Source organism: Serratia sp. K1WW1 (assembly GCF_055790865.1).
Map to the genome: position 1 here is coordinate 4026367 of NZ_CM147697.1, position 23712 is coordinate 4050078.

The window sequence follows — 23712 nt, forward strand, 5'->3', positions numbered from 1 at the left end:
GATGAAAAATCTCACGCTGACACAACGCCTGACTCTGGTTTTCGCCCTGCTGCTGCTCATCTGCTGTTCGATCTCCGGTTGGTTACAGGTGCGCAGCAGCACGCAATATAGCCAGGCAGTGATCCAACGGCTTTCTACCAATCTGGCGCAGCATATCGCCACCAGCAACCCATTGTTGAGTTCGCAGGGCTGGGACGATCGGTCGGTGCATACCCTGTTCGATAAACTGATGGCGGTTAATCCGAGCGTTGAGGTTTATCTGCTCGATAAACAAGGTAATATTGTCGGCAACGCGGCGCCTGCCGGGCATATGAAACGCCAAAAGGTCGATCTGTTACCGATACAGACATTATTGAACGGGGCTGAAATGCCCCTCTATGGTGACGACCCGCGCAATCTTGATAACCAAAAAGTCTTCAGCGCCGCGCCGCTGCGGGTCAATGGCGAGATTGAAGGCTATTTGTACGTAGTGCTGCTGGGGGAGGATTATGATGCGCTGGCCAATAGCGCCCAGATCAATTCTGCCATTTATACCGCGCTGTGGTCGATGGGACTGGTGGCGCTGTTCGGCCTGCTGGCTGGGGGCTTTGCCTTCCACTGGGTGACACGCCCGATCCGCCGCCTGACCCAGCAGGTTAGTGCGCTGGATAGCGACGGCATCGCAGCACTGCAAACCTATGCCAATACCCCTGCGGAGAGTCACAGCCGTGATGAGGTCAGCCAGTTGCAGCAGGCATTCCGCCGTATGGCACAGCGCATTACCGAACAGTGGCAAACCCTGTCGCAGCAGGACCAACAACGGCGCGAGTTTATCGCCAATATCTCTCACGATCTGCGTACTCCATTGACCTCGCTGCATGGCTATCTGGAAACGCTGTCGGTGAAATCCGCCAGGCTGACACCCACCGACCGTCAACGCTATCTGGAGATCGCCTTGGCACAAAGCCGCAAAGTCGGGCGGCTGGCGCAAGAACTATTTGAGCTTGCCAGGCTGGAGTACGGCGTAGTGAAACCCCAGAAAGAACCGTTCTCCCTCAGTGAGTTGGTGCAGGACGTATTCCAGAAATTCGAATTGGCCGCCGAGGCTCGCCAACAGCGCCTGCTTGCCGATATTCAGCCGGGCATCCCCCAGGTGTTTGCCGATCTGAGCATGATGGAACGAGTGCTGACCAACCTGCTGGATAACGCGATCCGCCATACGCCAAGCGGTGGAGAGATCGAAGTGCGCCTGTGGCCGCAGGGTAATAAGGTGATGGTTCAGGTCAATGACAGCGGGCCTGGCATTCCCTTGGAGCTGCGCCCAGATCTGTTTATCCGCCCGTCAATTCTCAACCATGCCCGCCGCCATGCGGGGGGTTTGGGGCTGATGATTGTCAGACGCATTCTGCAGTTACACGACAGTGACATTACGTTAGTGGATCAGCAGCATGCTGGAGCCTGCTTTCGTTTTTCCGTGTCGGTAAACTAGAATCGCTGTAACGCGTTCTGAACGCCAACAACAGCTGCATAAAGCCAACCGGATTCAGCCCCAGCTTGCGCATAATATTCAGCTTATGGGTGCAGACGGTCTTATAGCTGCGCCCGATAACCTGAGCGGCATGTTGCGCATTGGCACCGGCAACCATCAACCCCAGGACGCGCCATTCGCAACCTGATAATGGCCGCTGCTCCTGCAACAACAGCCGCCGCATCGCTGGGCTACGATAACTGGCAGTGGGATGGGCCGCCGAAATGGCTGCCAGCAAATAATTCACACTATCGCGCTTGGCCACTAATGAGAGGTGTTTTTGCGTGGCAAGTAGCGACAAAATATCCGGGTTGATGATATCGGTAAAAACCACCAAGGACGCCTTTGGCCAAAACGTACCGAAGGTCAACACGAATCGTACTACCTGATAAATGTCTTCGGTATGATGGTAGAGCTCCATAATAACCGTTTGCTGTCCATTTTCATTGAGTGAAAAAACAATATCTTTCAGTTTGCTGAGACGACTGATTTTCTTATTGCTCGGGTCAATCAATGCCTGCAGGCCGATATTCACCAAAGGATGGGGTTCAAAGAGAATAAAAGTCTCGTTATAGAAGGCATGCATAATTAACTACCCTATTGAAAATATTATCTTTTTTAGTTTATAAAACCACCTGTAGCGCTATTGGTCGCAGCTATTTGGCTAATGACAACTTTTATCCACGTTGATAAATTTATCGTTATAAATAATAAATTTCTGACCTTGCAGTTTGATACCCGGATGCGACAGCGTATCCCCTGGGCGTAAATACTCGGTGATCCCCTCTTCATCCGTGCTGTCACAGCCGGGTTTCAGCAGGAACTTAAAAAAGGTATTACCGGTGTTTTTGAGCGTACCGCGCTGCTTGTCAAGCTGGTAGTCAAACTGGGTCACACGCGGTCTGACCACCAGAATGGTATCCATTACCACGATCGGCTCCAGGTTGGCACCGGCTTTGTTGCTTTGCCCGGTGGTCAGCAGGTTGGTCGGTACCTCGCGAAATGAGACGCGATAATAACGCTCTTTATTATCCTTCGGCCCATGGTAATAGAACTTGTAATATTCCCCCTGCCCTGCCCGCAGCGTCAGTTGCTTGGGGGCAAACAGCAGTTCACCCTCTGCCGGGCGGGTTCGCACCTCTTGCTCCCCAGGCCGATCGATGGCACGAATGGCAACCTGATAAAACCGGGCACTGGCGTTATTGTTCAACACCCGTTTGGCGACAAAGGACTGATCCTGATCCATCGCAAACGTCATGGTGCCCACGTTGATCGCCCCGGCGGTAAAGGGCAGGAAGATTAGCCATAGCAGCAGAGTTTTCACATCATCCCCTTTAATTGATATTGCGCCAGGTTGCCTCAACGTGGATTTCACCGGCGGCATGTACATCGCCATACCAGGCGTTACCTTCCACCGTTTTCAGCGAGATCGGCGCGTTCATCGGGATCCTGAACTTGACCTTGGTCTTGTTCATCACCCCCACGTCACCGGAAATATCGTTCCATGGTGTGCTGCTCCACAGGGCGTTGGTCATATCGTGCCACTGGCTGTCACAACCGGCATCAAACACCTGCTCCGTTCCCGTGCTGGTGGTAATACTAAGCTGGGCCGGGAATGGAACCTGCGTGGTATTGTCTGGCGAGGAGAAAATACAGTAGTTGATCCCTCCCAGTGACTGCGTTGGGCCGGTCGCCATCACCCTGACCTGATCGGCATTGGTCTTGGCGCTGGTAGTCACAATATAGCCAAATTCCAACGGGGGCTCTGAGGGGCCAACATAGCCTTCCCGGTGCGGGTTGTTATCGAAATCCTCGGCAATAATGCTGATACTGAAATCACGAGGCTTGATGATCAGTTGGTTAGAGGTCGAGAACTCATACCAGCCCGATTCTGGCGAGGTGGTGTTCTGGAAACGGAAGTTAATCAGATCGTGCGTGCCGCCGTCGGTGATCCCCAGTCTGACCATCTGTTTGAAGAAGTTACTGGCAAAAAACACGTAAACGGCATTGCTGCTTTTCAACTCGTTAAACGTATAGTAGCTGCCGGTACCCGAGGTATTTTTCCAACTGTTGCCATTCAAACTGAATTGCAGATCGGCCGCATTAACCGCCGATGACAGTGCCGCATGGTTAATCGACGGGAAAATATGGATCGAAGTGTTGCTGACGCTGCCATCCGTTTGCAGGTCATAGCTGACCATCTTGCACATGATACCGCTGCGGGCACCGACGGTTTGGTTGCGGCAGTCCGCATTACCTTCACCGATGATCGGTATCCCATCACTGTTGACGAACACTTCCGATACCGCATTGGTATTGATAAAACGCAGGTGTGCCGCCTTGCTATGGGTGACGTTACGTCGATACCAGGTGCCACGAGCCTGATCCTGGCAACGTTCGCCGTTGCTGGCATTGTAGACCACGTTGGTCTGGCAACCGTTGATCTGCATGCTGAACGAATTGCCCGCTCCCATCTGTTTCAGGTACTGATAAAAACTCGGCGACATCATGCCATGCATCCATTTTGCCCCACCGGAGGTGACGACGGCACCGTAAAACCCTTTCTCATCGGTGGTTTCTGGCAAGATCAGGCTGGTATCCATGTCGCAGCCGGCATACCAGTTGATGCAGCGCAGGCCAAGGAACGGGTTTTTAATTGGCGCATTTTCCAGCCACATATCAAAGCGGTTGTTAGCCGTCAGCCCATAGTTATAGCCATTATCGACGTAGCCCAGGCTCTGCTGGTAAATGGTGCCGGAACCACCATATTTCAGGCCGGTCCATTTATTGGCACCGGTCATACGCGGATCAAGCCCCCCTGCCGGGGTCACAAAGAAGTTATCGTCCGCATTGTTCTCTACAAAGACAAACTTCATCGTCGCGGCGTCTCCCAGATTGGTCGGGTTCACCGCCTGCGCCGGGGCGATGCTCAGCAGGCCGCCGATCAACAACGCCAAACGTATGCTATTAACCTTCATTGCTCATATCTCCTGGCTGGCCCACTTTGGCGTAGGACTTCAAGCCGCGGCAAACCACGTCGCCGACCCAGACCGCACCCTGTGCTTTACTCAGGTCCAGTGCCACCTCACAGCTTTGATTTTGACGGTAGGTAAAATCGATCACCGGGAATTTCTTATCCACATCCATCACGAACTCCCCTTTTTCATCCGTACGGGTACGCCCGATATGGTTATTGATATTAGCGTTGGCCAGCAGCGTACCGTCCTCGGCCTTGATGCGGCCAAATACCGTGACCATCTGTTTGATTTGCGGTTCGATGACCGCCACGTTGCCTGGGTACAGCGTCAGGCTGCTCTTACGATTGGTGACGATGTCGAAGCTTTCCGCCGAATTTTTGTTGTTCATCAACTCCACCACATACTGACCATAAGGGGACAGTGGCAGGTAGTTCTTGTCGCCGGTCAGCTTGACGATGCGGCCATCCACGCGCGCGGTCAGCATGCCTTCATTTTCCAGGCCGGTATTGATAATGATCCCCGAATTGCCTTCACTGCGCCCACTTGCCGCGATATGACGCCCCTGCCAACCAACGCTGCCGTTAGCGGTCAGGCTGGTATTCACGTAGCCGTCCGCGGAACTGCTAACGTTAACGGTGCCGGTAGAATATTTGGTATCAAAACGGGCGTAGGCACCGCCGTTAAAGCTGTTATCCCCGTTGGTATCCCCGGAGATGGCACGCGACAGATTGGCCCCTACGGTACGGATCGGCCCATCGGCGATCTCTTTACGCGCCGCAATATTGGCCGTGGTGTAGCCATTCTGGTTAGAAACCCCGGCGCTGAACCAGTTGCCCAGCGGCAAGGAGAAATCGAGCGCAATGTACTTGCCGGTATTGCCGCCGGAATGGCCATTATTGTATCGCTGTATCCCGGCACGTATGCCCAGAGTACCGTAACGGCCGGTGAACAGATTCTGGTAGTAATCCACGTTGTAGTAATGGCTGCTATTTTTCTTGTCATCGTTATAACTGACGCTGAGCGTGCCGAGGTGAGGAACGATCGCCCCCAAGTTCAGCGAGCCGCCAATCGCCCGGTTATGGGCATCGTTTTGGCGCAGTTTATTGCCGATCACCGTTCTTTCTTCGTTGGCCCACAGCGTACTGAAACCGCCGGGCAGCGTGGCGCTCACGGTGTTGATCAGCGTCCAGGAGCGGTCGGTGGCCACCATGCTCTGCGTGCTAACCTGCACTGAATCAATGATCGGTATGCTTAAACGGCCTTCCGCCACCGAGGTGCTGTCCAGAGAATAACCGGACAGCGCCCAGTTGAAGCGAGACAGGTAGCCTGAGGCAGAAGCCCCCAACAGGTAGCTATCTTTAGCCTCAGCGAAGCGATCGTTGTCGCCACGCCACTCATCCATACGCACCATGCCGCCCCAATACTGCCAGAACATCGGCGCACCCGCGGCGTGCAGCGGACTATAGAGTTTGTTAACCCGCTGCATACGGCGGCTGATCACCTGACCATTGACGACCACCTCAACCTGCACATCGTAAATACCAAAAGGCAACGTGCCGGTATCCACTTCGTGGTTACCCATGGAGAAATTCTGTACGCTGAGCAGGCGGCCATCACGCGAAAGGTGAACCTCACCTGCCGAGGGGAAGAAGGCAACAATCGGCGTTAGCGACTGGGTATTATCAAACACCGTTGAATTGGCGCGGCTACCATAGGACATGCCGTAGATTTTGCTCGAATTGATGGTGGTTACTGGGCCCAGCGATTGCAGGTTCCAACTGTCGAGCATGCCTGCGGCAAAGCGTCGGCCAGCGAAGTCTCGCTCATACATCACCTTATACAGCGTCGAATCCTGGTTGCTGCTGCCAATCCCATAGACAGAACCGTTCACTTCCACATGATGCTCACGCAGAGAAGTGACGTTATTCAGCGATAAATAGCTGGAGGTAAAACCTTCACTGGCTTTGGTGCGGTTGTCGTAAACGCCCAGGTTATAGGCCAGCGTGCTGCTTATCTCATCAACACTCGACGCACCAATATCGCTGGCGCGCTCACGCAATACCGTACCCAGGGCCGATTGCTTCACCACCAATTGCAGGTTCAACTGGCGGAAATCCAACGCCAGCCAGGCATCGTCCGACAGCGTAATGCGTTGCTTATCGTCAAAGTTGGCATCATTGAGCGCATTGAGCTGCTTGACGATCGCGGGGGTCAGCTGTGCGCCCCCCTCGTTATCTTCCAGGGTAATTTCGCTAATTTTTAGATGGTTATCATCAAGCACCAGCAATGCGCGCCCAATACGTTGATCGTCTTTCAGGGTGCTGTTTTGTTCAAAATGCAGCAATAACGGGATGCTCATCCCCTCGCGCAATGCCATGCTGAAAGTCTGGGGGATCAACACGCCATCAATTTGGGTTAACCCGGCGGCAAGAGCCGACTGCCCAGGGATCATCACGGCCGGGATAACGCTCATCCCCACCGCTACTGATAACTTGAGTAATGCACTATCCAGTGCTAGTTTCACGTCTAACTCCTTGAACGATTATGCATCCCTTTACTGCAACATCCCGTGGCAGCCCAACTCGGTGTTATTTGACTTGAATAAATTGCTCTCCATACCAAAGCGCAACGTGGCTTTTCTTATCATTGATATCCACTTTGGATAGGCCACGATCTTTACCTGGCATGACGAAATAGTTTTCCTTGCAGTTGCTGCCTTCTTTCTTATTCTTGCAGGGGCCGTAGGCCACCATTTTGAAGGTGGCATTGCCGGTATTGACGACTTTGTTATTGGCAAACTGATGATTAAAATTAACCTGACGTGGCGTAACCACTAAAATGGTGCCAATACGTGCCGAGGTGGTGGCCACGCCATTGCGTTTGGCGGTATTCTGCCCAGCATCGGTTAATGCCTGATCAAACCAGACAATCCGGTAATAGCGTTCTTGATTATCTGCTGGCCCCTTATAATAAAAACGGATCACGTCCCTGGCGTTGGCTGGCATCATCAGGCTGGCCGGTGACAACAGCATTTCATCTTTCGTCGCCATCGGGATCACCACACCGGATCCCGTCGGGTCGGAAATCCTTTCTATTTTTATATTCACCAGGCGGCCGCTATCCGTCGTATTTTTAATTTCTTTACTTAGCGTCGCGCTATTACTGGGCATAAAGGAACTGACCGCGCCAACATCCAGCGCCAAGGCGCTATGGCATAGGGAAAGCAACAGGGGAATAGAAAAATAGAAACGATTCATAGCGGTATTCCAAACTCTTTAGCTGACAAAAACAGGGGGTTTCCCCCCTGTTAAGACGCATTACTCTGGGGAAACGATTATGCGGTAGTCCAGGTAGCGTTGAACTCTACGCTCACGTCGCCACTCCAGATACCTTCAGGCAGGGTGCTGAAATCAGTCACAGCAGTTGCGCCATCAGCCGTTGCGCCGATGATGCTGAAGGTGAACTGATCTTGTGCGCTGGTACGAACAGCTTTGTCGTAAGCGCCAGACAGTGCGCTCAGGTTGCCACCCAGAATACCGGCTTTAACATCGATCATGGGGGTTTCAGCGGTTTTCTCTACGGCAGCGCCGTTGTAGTTAACGCCCACTTCCAGGGTAGAACCAGAGGTGTCGAGCTGAGTCAGAGTGTTGGATACCAGCTTGGAGGTCAGTTTAAAATCGGTGGCGGTTCCTTCGCCCTCGATAGTCACGTCGAACAGACCTTTCTGGCTGTTAAAGCCTTTGATGCCTTCAGCATATTGGAAAGACAGGCTGCCGATTGGCGTCACAACCAACTTGCTGGTGGTATCTTTCTTGGCAGTGGCTGACCAGGTAGCCAAGGCTTGTGCGGTAACGTCTGCTGCCTGAGCTGTGCCTACTACTGCGAATGCTGAAACGATTGCCAGAGCAAGTGTGATCTTTTTCATGGTAAAACTCCCTAAGTTATAGATTTCTATTGTCCGTTAAATGTGCCGATCTTTGTCATCTCCACTCACTCCGGTATTGCCAGTTGCTAGCGGGATAACGCCAAGTGTTGATAGATAACGAGAGTCTTTCCCTCGTCCTACTTGGCGAGAAAAATCTTAACCCAAATAAATCTTAAGATAATCATTAACTAGCAAATGTGAAATATTTAGATTTAAATCCTGCGCTTAATCTTTTTAATACTCGCTTAAGGATAAAAACTCCAATCACGCCGGGCGGGTAGCAGAATTATCCTAGATTAATTCGATCAAATATCAATCGCGTTTCAACTACCGTTATTCGGCGCCCTTTCTGGTGAAAAATTAGCCTGTACGTTTAATGCCTGTCAGTTAAGGCAACCTATGTCCCCTCACCCCAACCCTCTCCCAAAGGGCGAGGGAGCTGGTACGATGCCGTGTTCAGGTGCAGAGCTGGGCTGTGACAGGGTTGATGCAAAGCCGGTATACCGTAATAAACTAGGGAGCTGGTACGATGCCGTGTTCAGGTGCAGAAGTGAGCGGAAAGAGGGTTAATGCAGAGGCGGTGTGCCGTAATAAACTAGGGAGTTGATGCGGTGCCGTGTTCAGGTGCAGAGCTGGGCTGTGACAGGGTTGATGCAAAGCCGGAGTGCCGTAATAAACTAGGGAGCTGGTACGATGCCGTGTTCAGGTACAGAGGTGGGCTGTGGCAGGGTTGATGCAAAGCCGGAATGCCGTAATAAAATTGTGGCACGTTCGGTCCCCTCTCCCTTTGGGAGAGGGTTAGGGTGAGGGGCAATACTGTTTCGAGATAGTGAGCTGGCGGGATCATGAGGGGCATAAAGCATTGCAACGATCGTGCTTAAAGAAGGATAACGTTAATGCGGTGGCTTACGATGCCCGGCTGTCGGTGGTATACCCCGCCAGCCAATCAGCATCATTCAATTAAAGGGAGGATTCGCTTTCCAGACCAGAGCAAAGTTCAATCTTGTGCTCTCGCAAAATCTTGCAGCGGAGAATAAATAGCCGTGAGATGCCAGAAATATACGACTTCACCTGATTGCCACGCATCAGCAACAGGTATTCATCCGGCTGGCATTGGATTTTTTGCCTTGCCACCTGCGCCAGCACATCATCGCTGAATGCCGGATCTGCCCGAACCGTGGAGTACGACATAAATACCGCGCAGTTACCCGATTTACCCAGATAGCTCTCTTGCCGGATACTTGGATTGAAAATATAGAACGCTATGCCAGCCAACACCACGCACACGAAGCCCAGCATCCCCCAACCATAGCGCAAGGAAGCACGGGAGAACACCTTGCCTACCAGCACGGGTATGGTTTTAGCGGCTGATACCGGCGGTTCGGCATCAAGGATCGGCGTATCCTTTTCATCCTCACAAGACACAATCTGGATTTCGCTATGCAGCATAAAACCCACCTTGGGAACCGTGACGATCACCTCCTCATCGATTCCCAGCGCCTTGATCACTCTACGTAACTTGCTCACGCACTGGTTAAGATTATTGTTACTGGAAATCATCCCATAATCATCCCACACCTTTTTGAAGATCACTTCACGGCTCACGGCATCGCCCTGGTGGACAATCAGTAACTGCAGCAAGCGCTTGGATGGGTTGGAGATGGTGACAGTATCGTCAAACAGATCGCTCAAACTCAGCGTTCCGCTATCGACATCGAAGATAATACGGTCATTAAGCTTATATTTCATTATATTCACGACTTTCACTATAAAAACAGACAGCCCAGGCATTAATCGTTAATAAAATCATTTAATTGAAATTAAAAAAAAGCCTTCGTGAACCTTTTTATCGCTAGTAAATAGACCGCGGGTAATTGTCATTAACTGTGGCATTTTTCCTTCTCCCTGGAATAAGAATTTTCTCATTATCAAAACAAAGATTATCGAAACACGCTGATTATTGATATATTGATTCGTTAAATTTCATAAGGTTAGGTTTTTATGTTGCTAGAAATTTATTTTTAGCGAAAAATTTCACCAGATGACCTTACGGAGCCTGTTTTAATGTAAAAATATCGTAGATTTAACCATCGCTAAGATCTTACAGGGCTGGGAAAGTCGGTGTTTTCGGCTAGCGTTGATAACCTTTATCTTTAAATCAATGGTTTTAACCTGTCACATTGCCAGATAACCGCCTTAGCATGACACTGACTTCACATAGCGATATAACCTGGTATTACCCATACTCATTAAGATGTATACCGGCACCACATTAAGGTAGATCCTTAAAAATAACTCATTAGTTTTTTATGGGTAAATATTTGTGGTAACAGGCTGATTCTGCCTTCGGCTGGCACCTGGAGATGATGAAATTATTGCGGCTCAATGCCTGGTATTATCTGCTGTGGAGTCTGTGGCCACGATCTTGGGGCAGCGATAACCACCCCAACGTTTTTCAGATTAGCGGGATTGAACGTCACTGCACCGCAGTAAGCAATGTAATATTTGCCTGCATAATCGCCTCACGCGCCGCTTCCGGCAGGTGATCGTCAGTGATGATCACCTCAAAGACCGAAATCGGCAGCGCCAGATAGGTGGCTACCTTGCCATATTTGGAAGTATCACTCAGCAAAATGCGGCGGCGGCTGGCCTCAACGATGGCGTTTTTCACCACCACCTTATCCTCGTTCGGGGTAGACAAACCACGCATACTCCATGAAGAAGCAGAGATAAATGCCAGATCGATAAACAGATTCCTTAATGCCTGAGCCGCAGCGGCCCCCACGCAGGAACGGTTTTCCCGGCATACCGTACCGCCGGTGTGGATCAGCTTGCACTGGCTATGTTCGAGCAGATAGGCGGCAATAACAAAATCGTTGGTCACCACGGTGATATCGTCACGATCGCCGAGCTGACGAGCCAGGGCCAACGTGGTGGTGCCTGCGTCCAGGTAGATGCAGCTGTTGGCCGGGATCTGCCGCGCGGCCAGTTGCCCAATGGCGGCTTTCTGCTGGCTGAACATCCCTTCCTTATCCTGATGCGAAGGCTCAATCGCCACTCGTTCGGCCGACTGCACACCGCCGGAAACGGGCAGTACGCTGCCCTGCTCTTCCAGTTTTTGCAGATCGCGCCGGATGGTCATGTGTGAGACCCCCAGCCTTTCGGTCAGTTCAGCTATGCTGACTGCGCCGCGCTCGGACACCAGCGCCAAAATTTGTTGGTGGCGTTCAACAGGTATCACGGTTCCCCCTCTGTGACTACGATGATAATAATTGTGATTTTACGTCAATTTTCGTGCGACGGTAGTAAAGCTTTTCAGGCTGTGAAGTCGGTCATAATCATAAAAAACATTTAAAAGCATTATGTTAGCCAGCGTAACCGTTTTTTCGACCGTCCGTTGCATTGTTAATAATTGTGAAGATGATCACCGATATCCGCGTCAATAACGCTTACATTTAACACATCAAAACAAATAATCACTAAAATTAACAGAGGTGCATCATGGCACAACCAGGAAACTACGCAGTTTGTATCGTCGGTTTGGGCTCAATGGGCATGGGCGCGGCAACGTCCTGCATCAATGCCGGGCTGACCACCTATGGCGTCGATCTCAACCCACAGGCACTGGCAGCGCTACAGCAAGCCGGTGCCAAACAGGCCGCCACCAGCGCAGCAGACTTTGCAACTGAACTGGATGCGGTGCTGCTGTTGGTGGTTAATGCCAACCAGGTGAAACAGATCCTGTTTGGGGAAAATGGCCTGGCGGCGCAGTTGAAACCCAATACGCCGGTGATGGTGTCATCCACCATTGCAGCTGCGGATGCCAAGGAGATCGAACAGAAGCTGTTGGCGTATAACCTGCCGATGCTGGATGCCCCGGTTTCCGGCGGTGCAGCCAAGGCAGCGGCTGGCCAAATGACCGTGATGGCCTCGGGCAGTGAGAGCACCTTTGCCCTGTTGCAACCGGTGCTGGATGCCGTAGCCGGGAAAGTGTACCGCATTGGCGACGAGATCGGCCTGGGGGCAACGGTCAAGATCATCCATCAATTGTTGGCAGGCGTACACATTGCCGCCGGTGCCGAGGCGATGGCGCTGGCCGCTCGCGCCGGTATCCCGCTGGACGTGATGTACGATGTGGTCACCAACGCCGCGGGCAACTCCTGGATGTTTGAGAACCGTATGCGCCACGTGGTCGATGGCGACTACTCACCAAAATCTGCGGTAGATATCTTCGTCAAGGATCTTGGGCTGGTGGCCGATACCGCCAAAGCGTTGCACTTCCCGCTGCCATTGGCCTCCACGGCGTTCAACATGTTCACCTCCGCCAGCAACGCAGGTTTCGGCAAGGAAGATGACAGCGCAGTGATCAAGATCTTCGCCGGGATCGAACTGCCGAAGAATAAGGAGAACTCATAATGTTGCTCGGAGTGATTGCAGACGACTTTACCGGCGCCACCGATATCGCCAGCTTCCTGGTGGAAAACGGTTTACCTACGGTCCAGCTCAATGGCGTACCGCAGGATGATACCCCTGTCGACTCGCAGGCGGTGGTGATCAGCCTGAAATCGCGCTCCTGCCCGGTCGACCAGGCGGTCGATCAGTCGTTGCAGGCTTTAGCCTGGTTACAGCGCCAGGGTTGCCGCCAGTTCTACTTTAAATACTGTTCCACCTTCGACAGCACAGCCCAGGGCAATATCGGGCCGGTTACCGACGCCTTGCTCGATGCGCTTGGCGAACAGCAAACGGTGATTTCCCCTGCGCTACCGGTTAATGGCCGCACGGTATATCAAGGCTATCTGTTCGTGATGGACCAGTTGCTGTCGGAATCCGGTATGCGCAACCATCCGGTGACGCCAATGACCGACAGTAATCTGATGCGGCTAATGGAGGCCCAGGCCAGCGGGCGTTGCGGGCTGGTCAACGCGGCAGAGATGGATCGTGGAGCCGGTGCAGTGCAGGAAAAACTGCAACAGTTGGCGCAACTTGGCGTGCGCTACGCGGTATTGGATACCCTGAACGAACAGCATCTGCTGACACAGGGTGAAGCGCTGAAAACCATGAAGTTGGTCACCGGAGGTTCAGGGTTGGCGATCGGCATTGCCCGCCAATGGGCGAAGCCGGGCCAGGAAAAAGCCCAATCTGCCGGAGCGCCACAGGGGAAAAAAGCCGTGGTCCTTTCCGGCTCTTGCTCCACCATGACCAACAAGCAGGTAGCACGCTATCGCCAACAGGCTCCGGCACAGAGTATTGATGTTTCGCGCTGTATCACCGCAGGCGATCGCAGCGCCTACGCAGCCGAGCTAAGTTCCTGGGTAGAACAGCAGGCCGCACAGCCACTGGCCCCGTTGCTGTACGCCACCGCCGAACCGGAGCAACTGCAACAGACCCAGCAGCAATACGGCACCGAAGCCGCCAGCCAGGCGGTAGAAGCTCTGTTTGCCGAAGTGGTTAAACGCCTGCAACAACAGGGTTTCAGCCGCTTTATCGTCGCCGGAGGTGAAACCTCTGGCGTGGTCACCCAGGCGTTGGGGATCCGCGGCTTCCATATCGGCCCTTGTATTTCTCCAGGCGTGCCTTGGGTACGCGCAATTGAACAACCGGTATCACTGGCCCTGAAATCGGGCAACTTCGGCGATGAAAACTTTTTCGCCAGAGCACAAACGGAGTTTTCAGTATGACGATGACCGCTGACACTGAACGGCTGGCAAGGGAAGAGATGGTACGCCTGGGGGCTTCGTTCTTCCAGCGCGGCTACGCTACCGGTTCAGCAGGCAACCTTTCGCTGTTGTTGCCAGACGGTACCCTGCTGGCCACCCCTACGGGCTCTTGCCTGGGGGAGTTGCAGGCAGACAAACTGTCGAAAGTCAGCCTGAGCGGTGAATGGATTTCTGGCGACAAACCCTCGAAAGAGATCAGCTTTCACCGCGCGCTGTACCAGAACAACCCGGCGTGCAAGGCGGTAGTGCACCTGCATTGCACCTATCTGACCGCGCTTTCCTGTCTGCAAGGGCTGGATACGGCAAACGCCATCAAGCCGTTCACCCCTTATGTGGTGATGCGCGTCGGCCAGGTGCCGGTGGTGCCTTACTACCGCCCCGGCGATCTGCGGCTGGCGGAAGATCTGGGCAAGCTGGCCCCAAGCTACAAGGCTTTCCTGTTGGCGAACCACGGCCCCGTGGTCACCGGCGAGAGCCTGCGGGAAGCCGCGAACAATACCGAAGAAATGGAAGATGCGGCCAAGCTGATTTTCACCCTCGGCAACCGCCCAATTCGCTATTTAACCGATGATGAAATTGCCGAGTTACGGAGCTGAACCATGCCAAAATTTGCTGCCAATTTATCGATGATGTTTACCGAGCACTCGTTTCTGGATCGTTTTGATGCCGCTGCGGCGGCCGGATTTAAAGCGGTAGAGTTCCTGTTCCCTTATGATTACCCCGCCGATCTACTGGCGGATAAGCTGCAACAAAACGGTCTACAGCAGGTGTTGTTCAATACCGCGCCGGGCGATGTGGGCGCAGGCGAATGGGGGCTGGCGGCATTGCCGGGCCGCGAGCAGGATGCCCGTGCGGATATCGATCGCGCTCTGGAATATGCCATTGCCCTCAAGTGCCCGAGCGTTCACGTGATGGCTGGCGTAGTGCCGCCAGGGGAAGATATTGCCCGCTATCGGGAAACCTTTATCAGCAATATCCGTTACGCCGCGGATGCCTTTGCCCCTCACGGCATCAAGGTGTTGATCGAAGCGCTCAGCCCACCGATCAAGCCCAACTACCTGTTCTCCAGCCAGCATCAGGCGGCAGAGCTGGTGGCCGCCATCGATCGCCCGAACGTGTTTATTCAGTTCGACTTCTTCCACGCGCAGCTGGTGGACGGCAATATCGGCAATCTGATCGCAACGCTTGCCGGGCGCTATGCCCATATCCAGATCGCCTCGGTGCCAGACCGTAATGAACCCGATGACGGCGAGCTGAATTATCCTTGGCTATTCGCCCAGTTGGATAAGGTGGGCTACCAAGGCTGGATCGGTTGTGAATATAAACCTCGTGGAGAAACGACGGCGGGTCTGGGTTGGGTGCAACCTTACCTGTAATCAAGCACTCGTAGCGCCAACACCAGTTTCAATAACATAAAAAATAAACGCACCCGTATCGCCCCAGAGCGATCGCGGTGCCGGACTCTTACCTGAATTAAAGGCTATGCTATGTCGACTTCAATGCTCCTGCTTATTGCCGTATTAGGTGTGGTGGTGCTCCTGCTGATGGTGATCAAGGCGAAAATTCAGCCGTTTGTCGCCCTGTTGGTAGTCAGCCTGCTGGTCGCGCTTGCCAGCGGAATTCCCACCGGTGAAGTAATGAAAGTGATGACTGCCGGGATGGGCGGCGTGCTCGGTTCGGTGACAATCATCATCGGTCTGGGTGCCATGCTGGGCAGTATGATCGAACACTCGGGCGGTGCCGAATCTCTGGCACAACGCTTCAGCAAAATCATGGGGCCAAAACACACCATCGCCGCCCTAACGATTGCCGCGTTTATCCTGGGTATCCCGGTATTCTTTGACGTTGGCTTTATTATCCTGGCACCAATTATCTACGGTTTTGCCAAGGTGGCTAAAGTTTCACCGATCAAGTTTGGCTTGCCGGTGGCCGGGGTGATGCTGGCCGTGCACGTCGCGTTGCCACCACACCCAGGCCCGGTAGCGGCCGCAGGGTTGCTGAACGCCGATATCGGTTGGCTGACCATTATCGGCCTGCTCATCTGTATCCCGGTCGGTGTTATTGGCTACTTTGCGAGTAAATACCTTAACCGCCAGAACTATCAGCTTTCCATTGAGGTTCTGGAGCAGCTACAGCTCGCAGCGCCAGAACCGGCGCCGGAAGACAAAGCGCCGCTCAGCGATCGGATCAACCCACCAAGTGCCGGGTTGGTGGCTGCACTGATCGCTATTCCTATCGCCATTATCATGCTGGGTACCGTTTCTGCCACCTTGCTGGAACCTGGCGCGGCATTGCGCGATCCGCTCTCGTTAATCGGTTCTCCAGCGGTAGCGCTGATGATTGCCCTCGGGTTAGCGTTTTATTTTCTAGCCATCCGCCGCGGCTGGACCCTGCAACACACCAGCGACATCATGGCTGGTGCATTACCTACAGCAGCAGTGGTGATCTTGGTTACCGGTGCGGGCGGGGTGTTTGGCAAGGTGCTGGTCGAGTCTGGCGTAGGTAAAGCTCTGGCAGATGTGCTGACCACCATTGGCCTGCCGTTGATCCCGGCTGCATTTATCATCTCGCTGGCACTGCGTGCCTCACAGGGGTCGGCTACCGTCGCCATTCTGACGACCGGCGGGTTGCTGTCCGAAGCGGTTATCGGGCTTAACCCGATGCAGCTAGTGTTGGTCACGCTCGCCACCTGCTTTGGCGGTCTGGGGTTATCCCACGTTAACGACTCCGGCTTCTGGATTGTCACCAAATACCTTGGCCTGTCAGTGGCTGATGGCCTGAAAACCTGGACGGTATTAACCACCCTGCTCGGTTTAAGTGGTTTCGCCTTTACCTGGCTGCTGTGGCTGGTAGTGTAACTTCCCGGTATTGCTAGAGCCAAAGCAGTTCGGCTACAGTGGTGAATATCTTGAGGCGTTGCTCCGGCAGCGCCTTTTCCCTTGTTCAGGAAGGAAGCCATGACCACTCACACCGTTGCCCCCACCTTGATCACCGAACGTCTGATCCTGGATGCCCACCGGCTGGAAGATTTTGACGATTTGGCCGCCATGTGGGCCGATCCTGCGGTGGTGCGCTATATCGGCAGCACGCCACGCGACAAGGAGGACAGCTGGGGCCGTCTGTTACGCTACATCGGGCACTGGAAATTACTGGGTTACGGCTACTGGGCGGTGCGGGAGAAAAACAGCGGCAGGTATATTGGCGGCATTGGCTTCGCCGATTTTCACCGGGATATTCAACCCGCACTCGATGTTCCCGAAATGGGCTGGACGCTGATCACGGCTGCGCACGGTAAAGGCTATGCCACCGAAGCCTTGAACGCCGCGCTGGTCTGGGCCAAAGAGAATTTCTCACAGGACAAAGTCGTTTGTATCATCTCGCCGGATAACCGCCCTTCGCTTGGCCTGGCAAAAAAGGTCGGCTTTGTGGCAAGCCACCGCAGCGAATACCACCAGTTGCCAACGGTGGTGTTATACCGACCGCTCTGAGTCCAAGATACCCTGGATAAAATTATCCCGTAGCGCATCAGGCCGCTGCGGGTTCCACGCCAGCCCAACCTGCCACTGCGTCTGCTCTCCGCTTAACGGCAGGATATCGACCCCAGTTGGGGCAATAAACGCAATGCTTTGCGGCAACAGCGCCACGCCTATCCCCGCCGCCACCAGCGCCAATAAGGTTTGGATGTCCTCTGCCTGCTGCACCACGTTGGCCCGCAACCCCTGAGCGGCGATAAAACGCAGCGCCTGCTCACTCAACCCTCGGCCACGCGAAGGTTCCAACTGCAACAGAGGAAAACGGTGGAAATCCGCCAACAGGTTCTCCTCCTGCAACGCCATCGTTCGCGGCGCGGCCAGCACCAGCCGATCGTGCAGCAAAGGCAGTGCCTGCAGAGGAGCAACAACGGGCAAACGCACAAAGCCAGCCTGTAGATCGCCGCTTAGCAACAACTGGCATTGCCGTTCCGAAGGAAGATCCTCCAGGCCCACCACCACCGCCGGAAAGCGCTGGCGAAATGCTGCCACCCGTTGCGGGGCCAGATGAAAGCTGGAAAGCCCAAAGCCTAAGGCCAGGCGCCCGGTTTCCCCCTTCACCACCTGCAACGCATAAAGATGAAACTGCTCGTGTTGGGTCAATAATTCCCGCGCTCTGGGGAACAGTGCAGCACCGTTGGCTGTCAGTTGTGCACCTTGGCGGCCCCGTTCAAACAGGCGAGTGCCCAGTTGTAGTTCGATGGCTTGAATTTGCTTGCTCAACGCGGGCTGGGTGATGCACAGCCGCTCGGCGGCCAGGTGATAGCGCCCCAGTTCGGCCAACGCGACAAAGGCACGTAGTTGACGATTATCCATTCCATTAGGTTATCAAAAGAGGATTTTAATTGATTATACAGTAATCGATGCGGCTGCTGTAATTAGCGGACAAAAAACCCACAGGAGCTTGCTATGACCACGACCCTTCGTGCTGCGTCGGTACAATTTCAACACCGCGCCAACGACAAGAACTACAATCTCGGCGTTATGGAAGACTTTATCGCCCAGGCCGCTGCCGATAATGTGCAGGTCCTCGCCTTCCCGGAAATGTGCATTACCGGTTACTGGCACGTACGCCATCTGGCCGACAGCGAAATCACCGCTTTAGCTGAGCCTATCGCCACCAGCCCTTCGCTGGCGCGCATCCGCCCACTGGCAGAACGGTACCAGATGGCCATCGGCGTTGGGTTGATTGAACAGGGTGAAGACGGCCACCTGTACAACGCTTATGCGGTTTGCCTGCCGGATGGCCAAACCCATGTGCACCGCAAGCTCCATCCTTTTGAACATCCACTCATCGCTAAAGGCGATAGTTATACCGTGTTTGACACCCCTTGGGGCGTACGCATGGGGATCCTGATCTGCTGGGACAACAACCTGGTGGAGAACGCCCGTGCCACCACGCTGCTGGGTGCCGATATTCTGTTCGCCCCTCACCAGACCGGGGGGACAAATTCACGCAGCCCGCACGGCATGAAGCCGATACCACTGGCGCTATGGCAGCAACGTAAAGAAAATCCGACGGCGATCGAAGAGGCTTTTCGTGGCGAAACTGGCCGCGGTTGGCTACTGCGCTGGCTGCCTTCTCGCGCCCATGATAATGGCCTGTTTATTTTGTTCAGCAACGGCGTGGGGCGAGACGATGATGAGGTGCGCACCGGCAATGCGATGCTGCTGGACCCTTATGGCCGTATCCTGTCAGAGACCTGGGCGGCGCAGGACGCCATGGTCACCGCCGATCTGGATCTGAACTTAATCCCCATGAGCAGTGGGCGGCGTTGGATCCACGGTCGTCGGCCAGAGCTCTATGGGTTGCTCACCGAGCCGCAGGGATATGAGCGCGATCCCCGTACGGCACGTTTTTCATTGCAGCCGACCACGGTATTGGGCAAGCCAAATAAAGCGATGGATTAATGACGCAGTCGGCGGTGAGTTACCGGCAAAAAAAATCCGCCCCTAAAAGGCGGATTTTCATTGAGCATGACCAACAAGGCCACACGCTCATGCCCGAAGGCATGGGGAAATCTTAGAAGCGGTAACCTACGCCCACGTTCCAGGTGCCAACGTCAACGCTGCGGATACGGCTCTGCTCGTAACCCACGTCCAGAGCAACCTGTTGCATTGGGTTGAACTGCAGACCAGCACCGTAGGTGAAGCCGTAGTCGCTGGTGTTGTTGTGGTCAGTACCGTCTTGAGCGTTGGAAGTGAATTTACCATAGCCCACACCGATCACACCGTAGATGCTCGCCCAATCGTTGAAACGATAAGCAGGACCAGCAGTGATGGAGTTGTATTGTGCTTTGTTGTAGAAGCCGTCTTCAGAGTTGTTCTTTTCCAGATGGGTGAAAGAACCGATCACACCCAGTGGATTGTTGTCGAACTCGTAACGGTACTTCAGGTTGAAACCGTCGGCTTTGTTGGCAACGCCTTGGAGATCGCCCTGGGCATAGCCAGCGGATACGGTGCTCTCACCAGCAAATGCGGTACCTGCTGTTACGGCCAATACACAAGCTGCTACTGCGGAAAGACATGCAATTTTTTTCATAACCACCTCAAACGCGTTTTATTATTAAAGTGCTTCAATTTCTCATACATTGAAAATATAGCAAAAATTAGCGTGAAACTCTGCCTTTAAATGAGTGTCTAAATCTTTGTATCGTGTAACAGAAGATTACAAGAACACTATAGCATGCTAATTTTCCTATACTTTTCACGAATTATACCCCTTTTTGTGACGCTAATCACCTATCCGAGATCCAGAATACTCTTAAAAAAAGCGCACTTATTGGTTGCTTGAACCAAGTTGGCGCATATTTTTGACAGATTCAACTCGGCTTCCCGTTTTTCGCCTACACCTTGCTGTCAATTCCTTTACACTGTGCAACACCTGTACTCAATACCTTCCCAGACGCTGGGGAGTTCCATAAGGCCAGAAAGGATGTCTTCGTCTGTAACCACTAAAGCGTCTTCCACGCTGGTGCCCGTGTGCTTACTGATCATTGCCATGATCTCGATCCAGAGCGGGGCTTCATTAGCCAAAAGCCTGTTCCCGCTGGTGGGTGCCGAAGGCATCACCACCCTACGCCTGAGCATCGGTACGCTGATCCTGTTTATCATTTTCCGTCCGTGGCGCATGCGTTTCGCCGCCGGTAGCCGGTTGCCATTGCTGATCTATGGTCTGTCACTGGGGGCGATGAACTACCTGTTTTATCTTTCATTACGCACGGTGCCACTGGGCATTGCGGTGGCGCTGGAGTTTACCGGCCCGCTGGCGGTGGCAATGTTCTCTTCCCGCCGCCCGATCGATTTTATCTGGGTAGCGCTGGCGATTGCCGGTTTGTGGTTTCTGCTGCCGCTTGGCCACGATATGGGCAGTATCGATCCCGTGGGGGCAGCCTGTGCGCTGGGTGCCGGTGCCTGCTGGGCGATATACATTATTTTCGGCCAGAAGGCCGGGGGAGATCACGGACCGGGCACCGTAGCCGTAGGGTCGCTGATCGCCGCCATCGTATTCTGCCCGATCGGTGCCTGGCAAACCGGCAGTGCACTATTGAACGTGGATATTCTACCGGTGGCGTTGGCCGTCGCGGTGCTGTCTACCGCGTTGCCTTACTCGTTGGAAATAATCGCGTTACCCAAGATCCCCGCCCGTACCTTTGGCACCCTGATGAGCCTGGAACCGGCAATGGCCGCCCTCTCCGGCATGATCTTCCTCAACGAACATCTTAACCAAACGCAATGGTTGGCATTGGCCGCCATCATTACCGCCTCGATGGGGGCCACGTTAACCATCAAACCCAAGCCACAGGTTGAAAGCCTCTCCTGAACCCGCTGGCGCCTGGCGGAAAGTCCCCGGCGCCACGCTCAAAAGGTTGCATGATTGCAAGCCAGTTAACTTTTTTCCTGAACAATAGTAGACATACTCTCAGCAGGTCTTTTATTTATTAGGGAGAATCAGGATGATCTATGGCAGTTTGTACAACCCGCGCTTCGGGCGTGGTCTCTCACCCGCTTTAGCCAATATCCTCAATACCGTACGTCAGTATGATTTGCCTAACCTGCCGTTGGGCCGGCACGAGATCGATGGCGAACGGGTGTTTATGAACGTGATGGAGCTGATGACGGAGCCAGCAGAAAGCAAACGCGCCGAGCTTCATCAGGAGTATCTGGATATCCAGATCCTGATCGGGGGTGAAGAGCGGATCGATTTTGGCCTGCCAGACAGTTGGGAAAGCAACGATCTTTACGATGAAAGCAAAGATCTGCAATGGCTGGATATCAAACGCAGCCCGCAAACCCTGAACCTACTGCCGGGCATGTATGTGATCTTCTTCCCACTGGAGCCACACAAACCCGGCTGCCAGATAACTGAGCCGAAAAACATCAAGAAAGTGGTGGTGAAAGTCCACTACGAACTGTTGTTGTAATCATCCTGGAGCCGGTCAGCCGATCGGCTCAATAGCTTCTTTTCCTGCCACCTCTGGCAACCTGGCCAAGAAATCGGCCGTTTCTGCCGGAGAGCGCAGTTGGAAAAAACGAATATGGCGATTGGCTGGGTCCTGCCGGTCTGCCAGATACTTTCTACGATTCTTGCGGTAGGTTTTGATAGTCCACAGGATGATCGACTCCCGGCTGAAGAAAGAGCGGCGATAGCTCTCACAGTTGCCAGTATCGGGCCATAGCTCAGTCTGGTGCCAAGCCCGCACCGCTGCGCGGCGAACCGCCTGCCACAGCGTGCGACAAAATCCGTAGTCATCCCAGACAACCCAATCAACGTCCCGCCACTTCACTGCCTGAGTCCGGTTATAATTGCCATCCAATACCCACCCCTCAGGGGCTGATACCAGCGCCTGTTCGACCAGGTGCAAGAACTCGTCAACTGAGGCATTTTGCCAGTTTGGCCGCCAGTAAAGCTTATCCATCTCGATATAGGGTACGGCCAGCTTTTGCGCCAATTGGCGGGCAACGGTGCTTTTACCGCTGCCGCTGGTGCCCACCACGTTAATTTTCATGCTTTCCGTCGATATCCACTTTAACTGACTTATAGACATCTTATATTACAATAGGTCTGCTGCATTTCACTCATGAGGGGTTATAGAATTAACCTTAAATGTCAGTCTATGCTCAGATCCAATAAAACTTCTGACACCCTCCGCATCGGGTAATGCTGATAAAGCTCCTTTTTGTGTCGTCGCCAGCGCGCCACAGGCGCTGGCTTGCGTCAGGGCTAATTTCAATTGTTCAAAATCAAGCAAACCATTTCCAAGAGAGATATTTGCCAACAGCCCAGCGATAAAGGCATCTCCTGCCCCCGTCGTATCTAAACTGTTCACCTTGTACGAGTCTACGTGTATGACCAGGTCTTGCCATAAGGCGATAGCCCCTTGGATACCACGGGTGACAATTTTAAGGCTAGAAGGAAATCGCTTAACTCTTTCCAACGCTTTTTCATAATGAGTAGTATCGGTTATCCAGTATAATTCTTCTTCTGAGAGTTTTAAAATATCGGACTGATGAGCAAATTCAGTTACCGTTGCCAGCATCTCCTGTGGATTCCCCCACATTTTCTCCCGCAGGTTAACATCAAAGCTCAAGATGCCGCCGCGTTGCTTTAGTAAACTTATCGCCTTGACCAAGGTCTCACGGCTCTGCTTGGCAACCAGAGCCAACGAACAAAAGTGCAATATATCATCACCAAAATCGGGTAGATTTTTAGAGGAGATAAACTGGTCGGCAGAAGGATTTACCAGAAATGTAAAACTGCGATCGCCATCATCCCCCAGCGCTACCAGCACGGTACTGGTATGATATTGCTCATCAAATTGTATATACTGCGTTGCGACTCCCTCAGAATAGAGGGTTTGCTGGAGAAAGTGACCAAATGGGTCATCACCGACTCTGCCAATAAAACCACAATCACATCCCAAACGAGCTGCACCCACAGCAACATTTAACGGCGCACCACCAGCACAAGCTTTATATAGCCGATCTGGCTGAGGTAATAAATCGATTACCGCATCGCCAACTGTCCACAGTTTCATAGTGTTTCCTTAACCAC

22 protein-coding genes are annotated in these 23712 nt (G+C 53.4%); 10 read left to right on the forward strand and 12 right to left on the reverse strand.

All coding sequences use genetic code 11. The features are described 5' to 3' along the window. Position 1 precedes the first annotated feature (1 nt). Positions 2-1468, forward strand: a complete 1467-nt coding sequence (locus tag ACX9GU_RS18185; RefSeq protein ID WP_473192448.1) for an ATP-binding protein — start codon at positions 2-4, stop codon at positions 1466-1468. On the opposite strand, the gene ACX9GU_RS18190 is transcribed toward ACX9GU_RS18185, so the two are convergent. The 8 genes from ACX9GU_RS18190 to ygbI form a co-directional block, all read right to left on the reverse strand. Next, a complete protein-coding gene (locus ACX9GU_RS18190) occupies positions 1407-2093 on the reverse strand; it encodes a LuxR C-terminal-related transcriptional regulator (RefSeq protein ID WP_473192449.1) in 687 nt (228 codons plus the stop codon). The genes ACX9GU_RS18185 and ACX9GU_RS18190 overlap by 62 nt on opposite strands. 78 nt (positions 2094-2171) lie before the next feature. Next, positions 2172-2831 (reverse strand): fimbrial biogenesis chaperone, encoded by a 660-nt coding sequence (locus tag ACX9GU_RS18195; protein ID WP_473192450.1) that lies wholly within the window; start codon positions 2829-2831, stop codon positions 2172-2174. Positions 2832-2841: 10 nt separating this feature from the next. After that, entirely contained in the window at positions 2842-4485 is a 1644-nt protein-coding gene (ecpD, locus tag ACX9GU_RS18200) for a fimbrial adhesin EcpD (protein WP_473192451.1), read from the reverse strand. After that, positions 4475-6958: a CS1-pili formation C-terminal domain-containing protein gene (locus ACX9GU_RS18205; protein WP_473195212.1), complete on the reverse strand. Its 2484-nt coding sequence runs from the start codon at positions 6956-6958 to the stop codon at positions 4475-4477. Before ACX9GU_RS18205 ends, ecpD begins: the two co-directional genes overlap by 11 nt. Positions 6959-7073: 115 nt before the next feature. Continuing rightward, positions 7074-7742 (reverse strand): EcpB family pilus assembly chaperone, encoded by a 669-nt coding sequence (locus ACX9GU_RS18210; RefSeq protein ID WP_473192452.1) that lies wholly within the window; start codon positions 7740-7742, stop codon positions 7074-7076. Between the two features lie 77 nt (positions 7743-7819). After that, positions 7820-8410, reverse strand: a complete 591-nt coding sequence (gene ecpA, locus ACX9GU_RS18215) for a common pilus major fimbrillin subunit EcpA (RefSeq protein ID WP_447877987.1) — start codon at positions 8408-8410, stop codon at positions 7820-7822. Between the two features lie 960 nt (positions 8411-9370). Continuing rightward, positions 9371-10159 (reverse strand): winged helix-turn-helix domain-containing protein, encoded by a 789-nt coding sequence (locus tag ACX9GU_RS18220; protein WP_473192453.1) that lies wholly within the window; start codon positions 10157-10159, stop codon positions 9371-9373. Between the two features lie 727 nt (positions 10160-10886). Next, positions 10887-11651 carry a DNA-binding transcriptional repressor YgbI gene (gene ygbI, locus ACX9GU_RS18225; RefSeq protein WP_422528102.1) on the reverse strand — a complete coding sequence of 255 codons (765 nt, stop codon included), beginning with the start codon at positions 11649-11651 and terminating at the stop codon, positions 10887-10889. A gap of 260 nt (positions 11652-11911) precedes the next feature. Between ygbI and ltnD the strand changes: the two genes are divergently transcribed. From ltnD to ACX9GU_RS18255, 6 genes are all read left to right on the forward strand, one after another. Continuing rightward, positions 11912-12826, forward strand: a complete 915-nt coding sequence (ltnD, locus tag ACX9GU_RS18230; RefSeq protein WP_473192454.1) for an L-threonate dehydrogenase — start codon at positions 11912-11914, stop codon at positions 12824-12826. Beyond that, positions 12826-14088, forward strand: coding sequence for a 3-oxo-tetronate kinase (gene otnK, locus ACX9GU_RS18235; RefSeq protein WP_473192455.1), 1263 nt, complete (start codon positions 12826-12828; stop codon positions 14086-14088). The genes ltnD and otnK overlap by 1 nt, the downstream gene beginning before the upstream one ends. A gap of 2 nt (positions 14089-14090) precedes the next feature. Then, the gene (otnC, locus tag ACX9GU_RS18240; protein WP_037375203.1) at positions 14091-14723 is read left to right on the forward strand and encodes a 3-oxo-tetronate 4-phosphate decarboxylase; all 633 of its coding nucleotides are present in this window, start codon (positions 14091-14093) and stop codon (positions 14721-14723) included. Positions 14724-14726: 3 nt separating this feature from the next. Then, on the forward strand, positions 14727-15503 hold the full coding sequence (locus ACX9GU_RS18245; RefSeq protein ID WP_473192456.1) for an HPr family phosphocarrier protein: 777 nt from the start codon (positions 14727-14729) through the stop codon (positions 15501-15503). Positions 15504-15614: 111 nt separating this feature from the next. After that, positions 15615-16985, forward strand: coding sequence for a GntP family transporter (locus ACX9GU_RS18250; RefSeq protein WP_166734556.1), 1371 nt, complete (start codon positions 15615-15617; stop codon positions 16983-16985). Positions 16986-17084: 99 nt separating this feature from the next. After that, complete coding sequence (locus tag ACX9GU_RS18255; RefSeq protein ID WP_098928031.1) at positions 17085-17615, forward strand: GNAT family N-acetyltransferase; 531 nt, start codon at positions 17085-17087, stop codon at positions 17613-17615. On the opposite strand, the gene ACX9GU_RS18260 is transcribed toward ACX9GU_RS18255, so the two are convergent. Then, entirely contained in the window at positions 17598-18473 is an 876-nt protein-coding gene (locus ACX9GU_RS18260; protein WP_473192457.1) for a LysR family transcriptional regulator, read from the reverse strand. The two genes, ACX9GU_RS18255 and ACX9GU_RS18260, sit on opposite strands and share 18 nt — an antisense overlap. Positions 18474-18566: 93 nt before the next feature. On the opposite strand from ACX9GU_RS18260, the gene ACX9GU_RS18265 reads away from it, so the two are divergent. Beyond that, positions 18567-19568, forward strand: coding sequence for a nitrilase family protein (locus ACX9GU_RS18265; protein WP_473192458.1), 1002 nt, complete (start codon positions 18567-18569; stop codon positions 19566-19568). 112 nt (positions 19569-19680) lie between these two features. On the opposite strand, the gene ompX is transcribed toward ACX9GU_RS18265, so the two are convergent. Further along, complete coding sequence (gene ompX, locus ACX9GU_RS18270; RefSeq protein WP_473192459.1) at positions 19681-20199, reverse strand: outer membrane protein OmpX; 519 nt, start codon at positions 20197-20199, stop codon at positions 19681-19683. A 393-nt stretch (positions 20200-20592) separates the two neighbouring features. Here ompX and rhtA point away from each other — a divergent pair, with 393 nt between their 5' ends. Together rhtA and nanQ are read left to right on the forward strand one after the other, a co-directional pair. Further along, on the forward strand, positions 20593-21480 hold the full coding sequence (gene rhtA, locus ACX9GU_RS18275; protein ID WP_065686855.1) for a threonine/homoserine exporter RhtA: 888 nt from the start codon (positions 20593-20595) through the stop codon (positions 21478-21480). 133 nt (positions 21481-21613) lie between these two features. Beyond that, the gene (gene nanQ, locus ACX9GU_RS18280) at positions 21614-22081 is read left to right on the forward strand and encodes an N-acetylneuraminate anomerase (protein ID WP_473192460.1); all 468 of its coding nucleotides are present in this window, start codon (positions 21614-21616) and stop codon (positions 22079-22081) included. A 15-nt stretch (positions 22082-22096) separates the two neighbouring features. Here nanQ and ACX9GU_RS18285 read toward each other — a convergent pair whose 3' ends face one another. Further along, positions 22097-22666, reverse strand: coding sequence for a (d)CMP kinase (locus ACX9GU_RS18285; protein WP_473192461.1), 570 nt, complete (start codon positions 22664-22666; stop codon positions 22097-22099). A 66-nt stretch (positions 22667-22732) separates the two neighbouring features. Next, positions 22733-23695 carry an aminoimidazole riboside kinase gene (locus ACX9GU_RS18290; protein WP_473192462.1) on the reverse strand — a complete coding sequence of 321 codons (963 nt, stop codon included), beginning with the start codon at positions 23693-23695 and terminating at the stop codon, positions 22733-22735. Between the last annotated feature and the right edge of the window lie 17 nt (positions 23696-23712).

What these genes read in the sequence shown, in the direction of transcription:
- ACX9GU_RS18185 (WP_473192448.1), top strand. Translation starts at nt 2, where the DNA reads ATGAAAAATCTCACGCTGACACAACGCCTGACTCTGGTTTTCGCCCTG.
- ACX9GU_RS18190 (WP_473192449.1), bottom strand. Translation starts at nt 2,093, where the DNA reads ATGCATGCCTTCTATAACGAGACTTTTATTCTCTTTGAACCCCATCCT.
- ecpD (WP_473192451.1), bottom strand. Translation starts at nt 4,485, where the DNA reads ATGAAGGTTAATAGCATACGTTTGGCGTTGTTGATCGGCGGCCTGCTG.
- ACX9GU_RS18205 (WP_473195212.1), bottom strand. Translation starts at nt 6,958, where the DNA reads ATGAGCGTTATCCCGGCCGTGATGATCCCTGGGCAGTCGGCTCTTGCC.
- ACX9GU_RS18210 (WP_473192452.1), bottom strand. Translation starts at nt 7,742, where the DNA reads ATGAATCGTTTCTATTTTTCTATTCCCCTGTTGCTTTCCCTATGCCAT.
- ecpA (WP_447877987.1), bottom strand. Translation starts at nt 8,410, where the DNA reads ATGAAAAAGATCACACTTGCTCTGGCAATCGTTTCAGCATTCGCAGTA.
- ACX9GU_RS18220 (WP_473192453.1), bottom strand. Translation starts at nt 10,159, where the DNA reads ATGAAATATAAGCTTAATGACCGTATTATCTTCGATGTCGATAGCGGA.
- ltnD (WP_473192454.1), top strand. Translation starts at nt 11,912, where the DNA reads ATGGCACAACCAGGAAACTACGCAGTTTGTATCGTCGGTTTGGGCTCA.
- otnK (WP_473192455.1), top strand. Translation starts at nt 12,826, where the DNA reads ATGTTGCTCGGAGTGATTGCAGACGACTTTACCGGCGCCACCGATATC.
- otnC (WP_037375203.1), top strand. Translation starts at nt 14,091, where the DNA reads ATGACCGCTGACACTGAACGGCTGGCAAGGGAAGAGATGGTACGCCTG.
- ACX9GU_RS18245 (WP_473192456.1), top strand. Translation starts at nt 14,727, where the DNA reads ATGCCAAAATTTGCTGCCAATTTATCGATGATGTTTACCGAGCACTCG.
- ACX9GU_RS18250 (WP_166734556.1), top strand. Translation starts at nt 15,615, where the DNA reads ATGTCGACTTCAATGCTCCTGCTTATTGCCGTATTAGGTGTGGTGGTG.
- ACX9GU_RS18255 (WP_098928031.1), top strand. Translation starts at nt 17,085, where the DNA reads ATGACCACTCACACCGTTGCCCCCACCTTGATCACCGAACGTCTGATC.
- ACX9GU_RS18260 (WP_473192457.1), bottom strand. Translation starts at nt 18,473, where the DNA reads ATGGATAATCGTCAACTACGTGCCTTTGTCGCGTTGGCCGAACTGGGG.
- ACX9GU_RS18265 (WP_473192458.1), top strand. Translation starts at nt 18,567, where the DNA reads ATGACCACGACCCTTCGTGCTGCGTCGGTACAATTTCAACACCGCGCC.
- ompX (WP_473192459.1), bottom strand. Translation starts at nt 20,199, where the DNA reads ATGAAAAAAATTGCATGTCTTTCCGCAGTAGCAGCTTGTGTATTGGCC.
- rhtA (WP_065686855.1), top strand. Translation starts at nt 20,593, where the DNA reads ATGTCTTCGTCTGTAACCACTAAAGCGTCTTCCACGCTGGTGCCCGTG.
- nanQ (WP_473192460.1), top strand. Translation starts at nt 21,614, where the DNA reads ATGATCTATGGCAGTTTGTACAACCCGCGCTTCGGGCGTGGTCTCTCA.
- ACX9GU_RS18285 (WP_473192461.1), bottom strand. Translation starts at nt 22,666, where the DNA reads ATGAAAATTAACGTGGTGGGCACCAGCGGCAGCGGTAAAAGCACCGTT.
- ACX9GU_RS18290 (WP_473192462.1), bottom strand. Translation starts at nt 23,695, where the DNA reads ATGAAACTGTGGACAGTTGGCGATGCGGTAATCGATTTATTACCTCAG.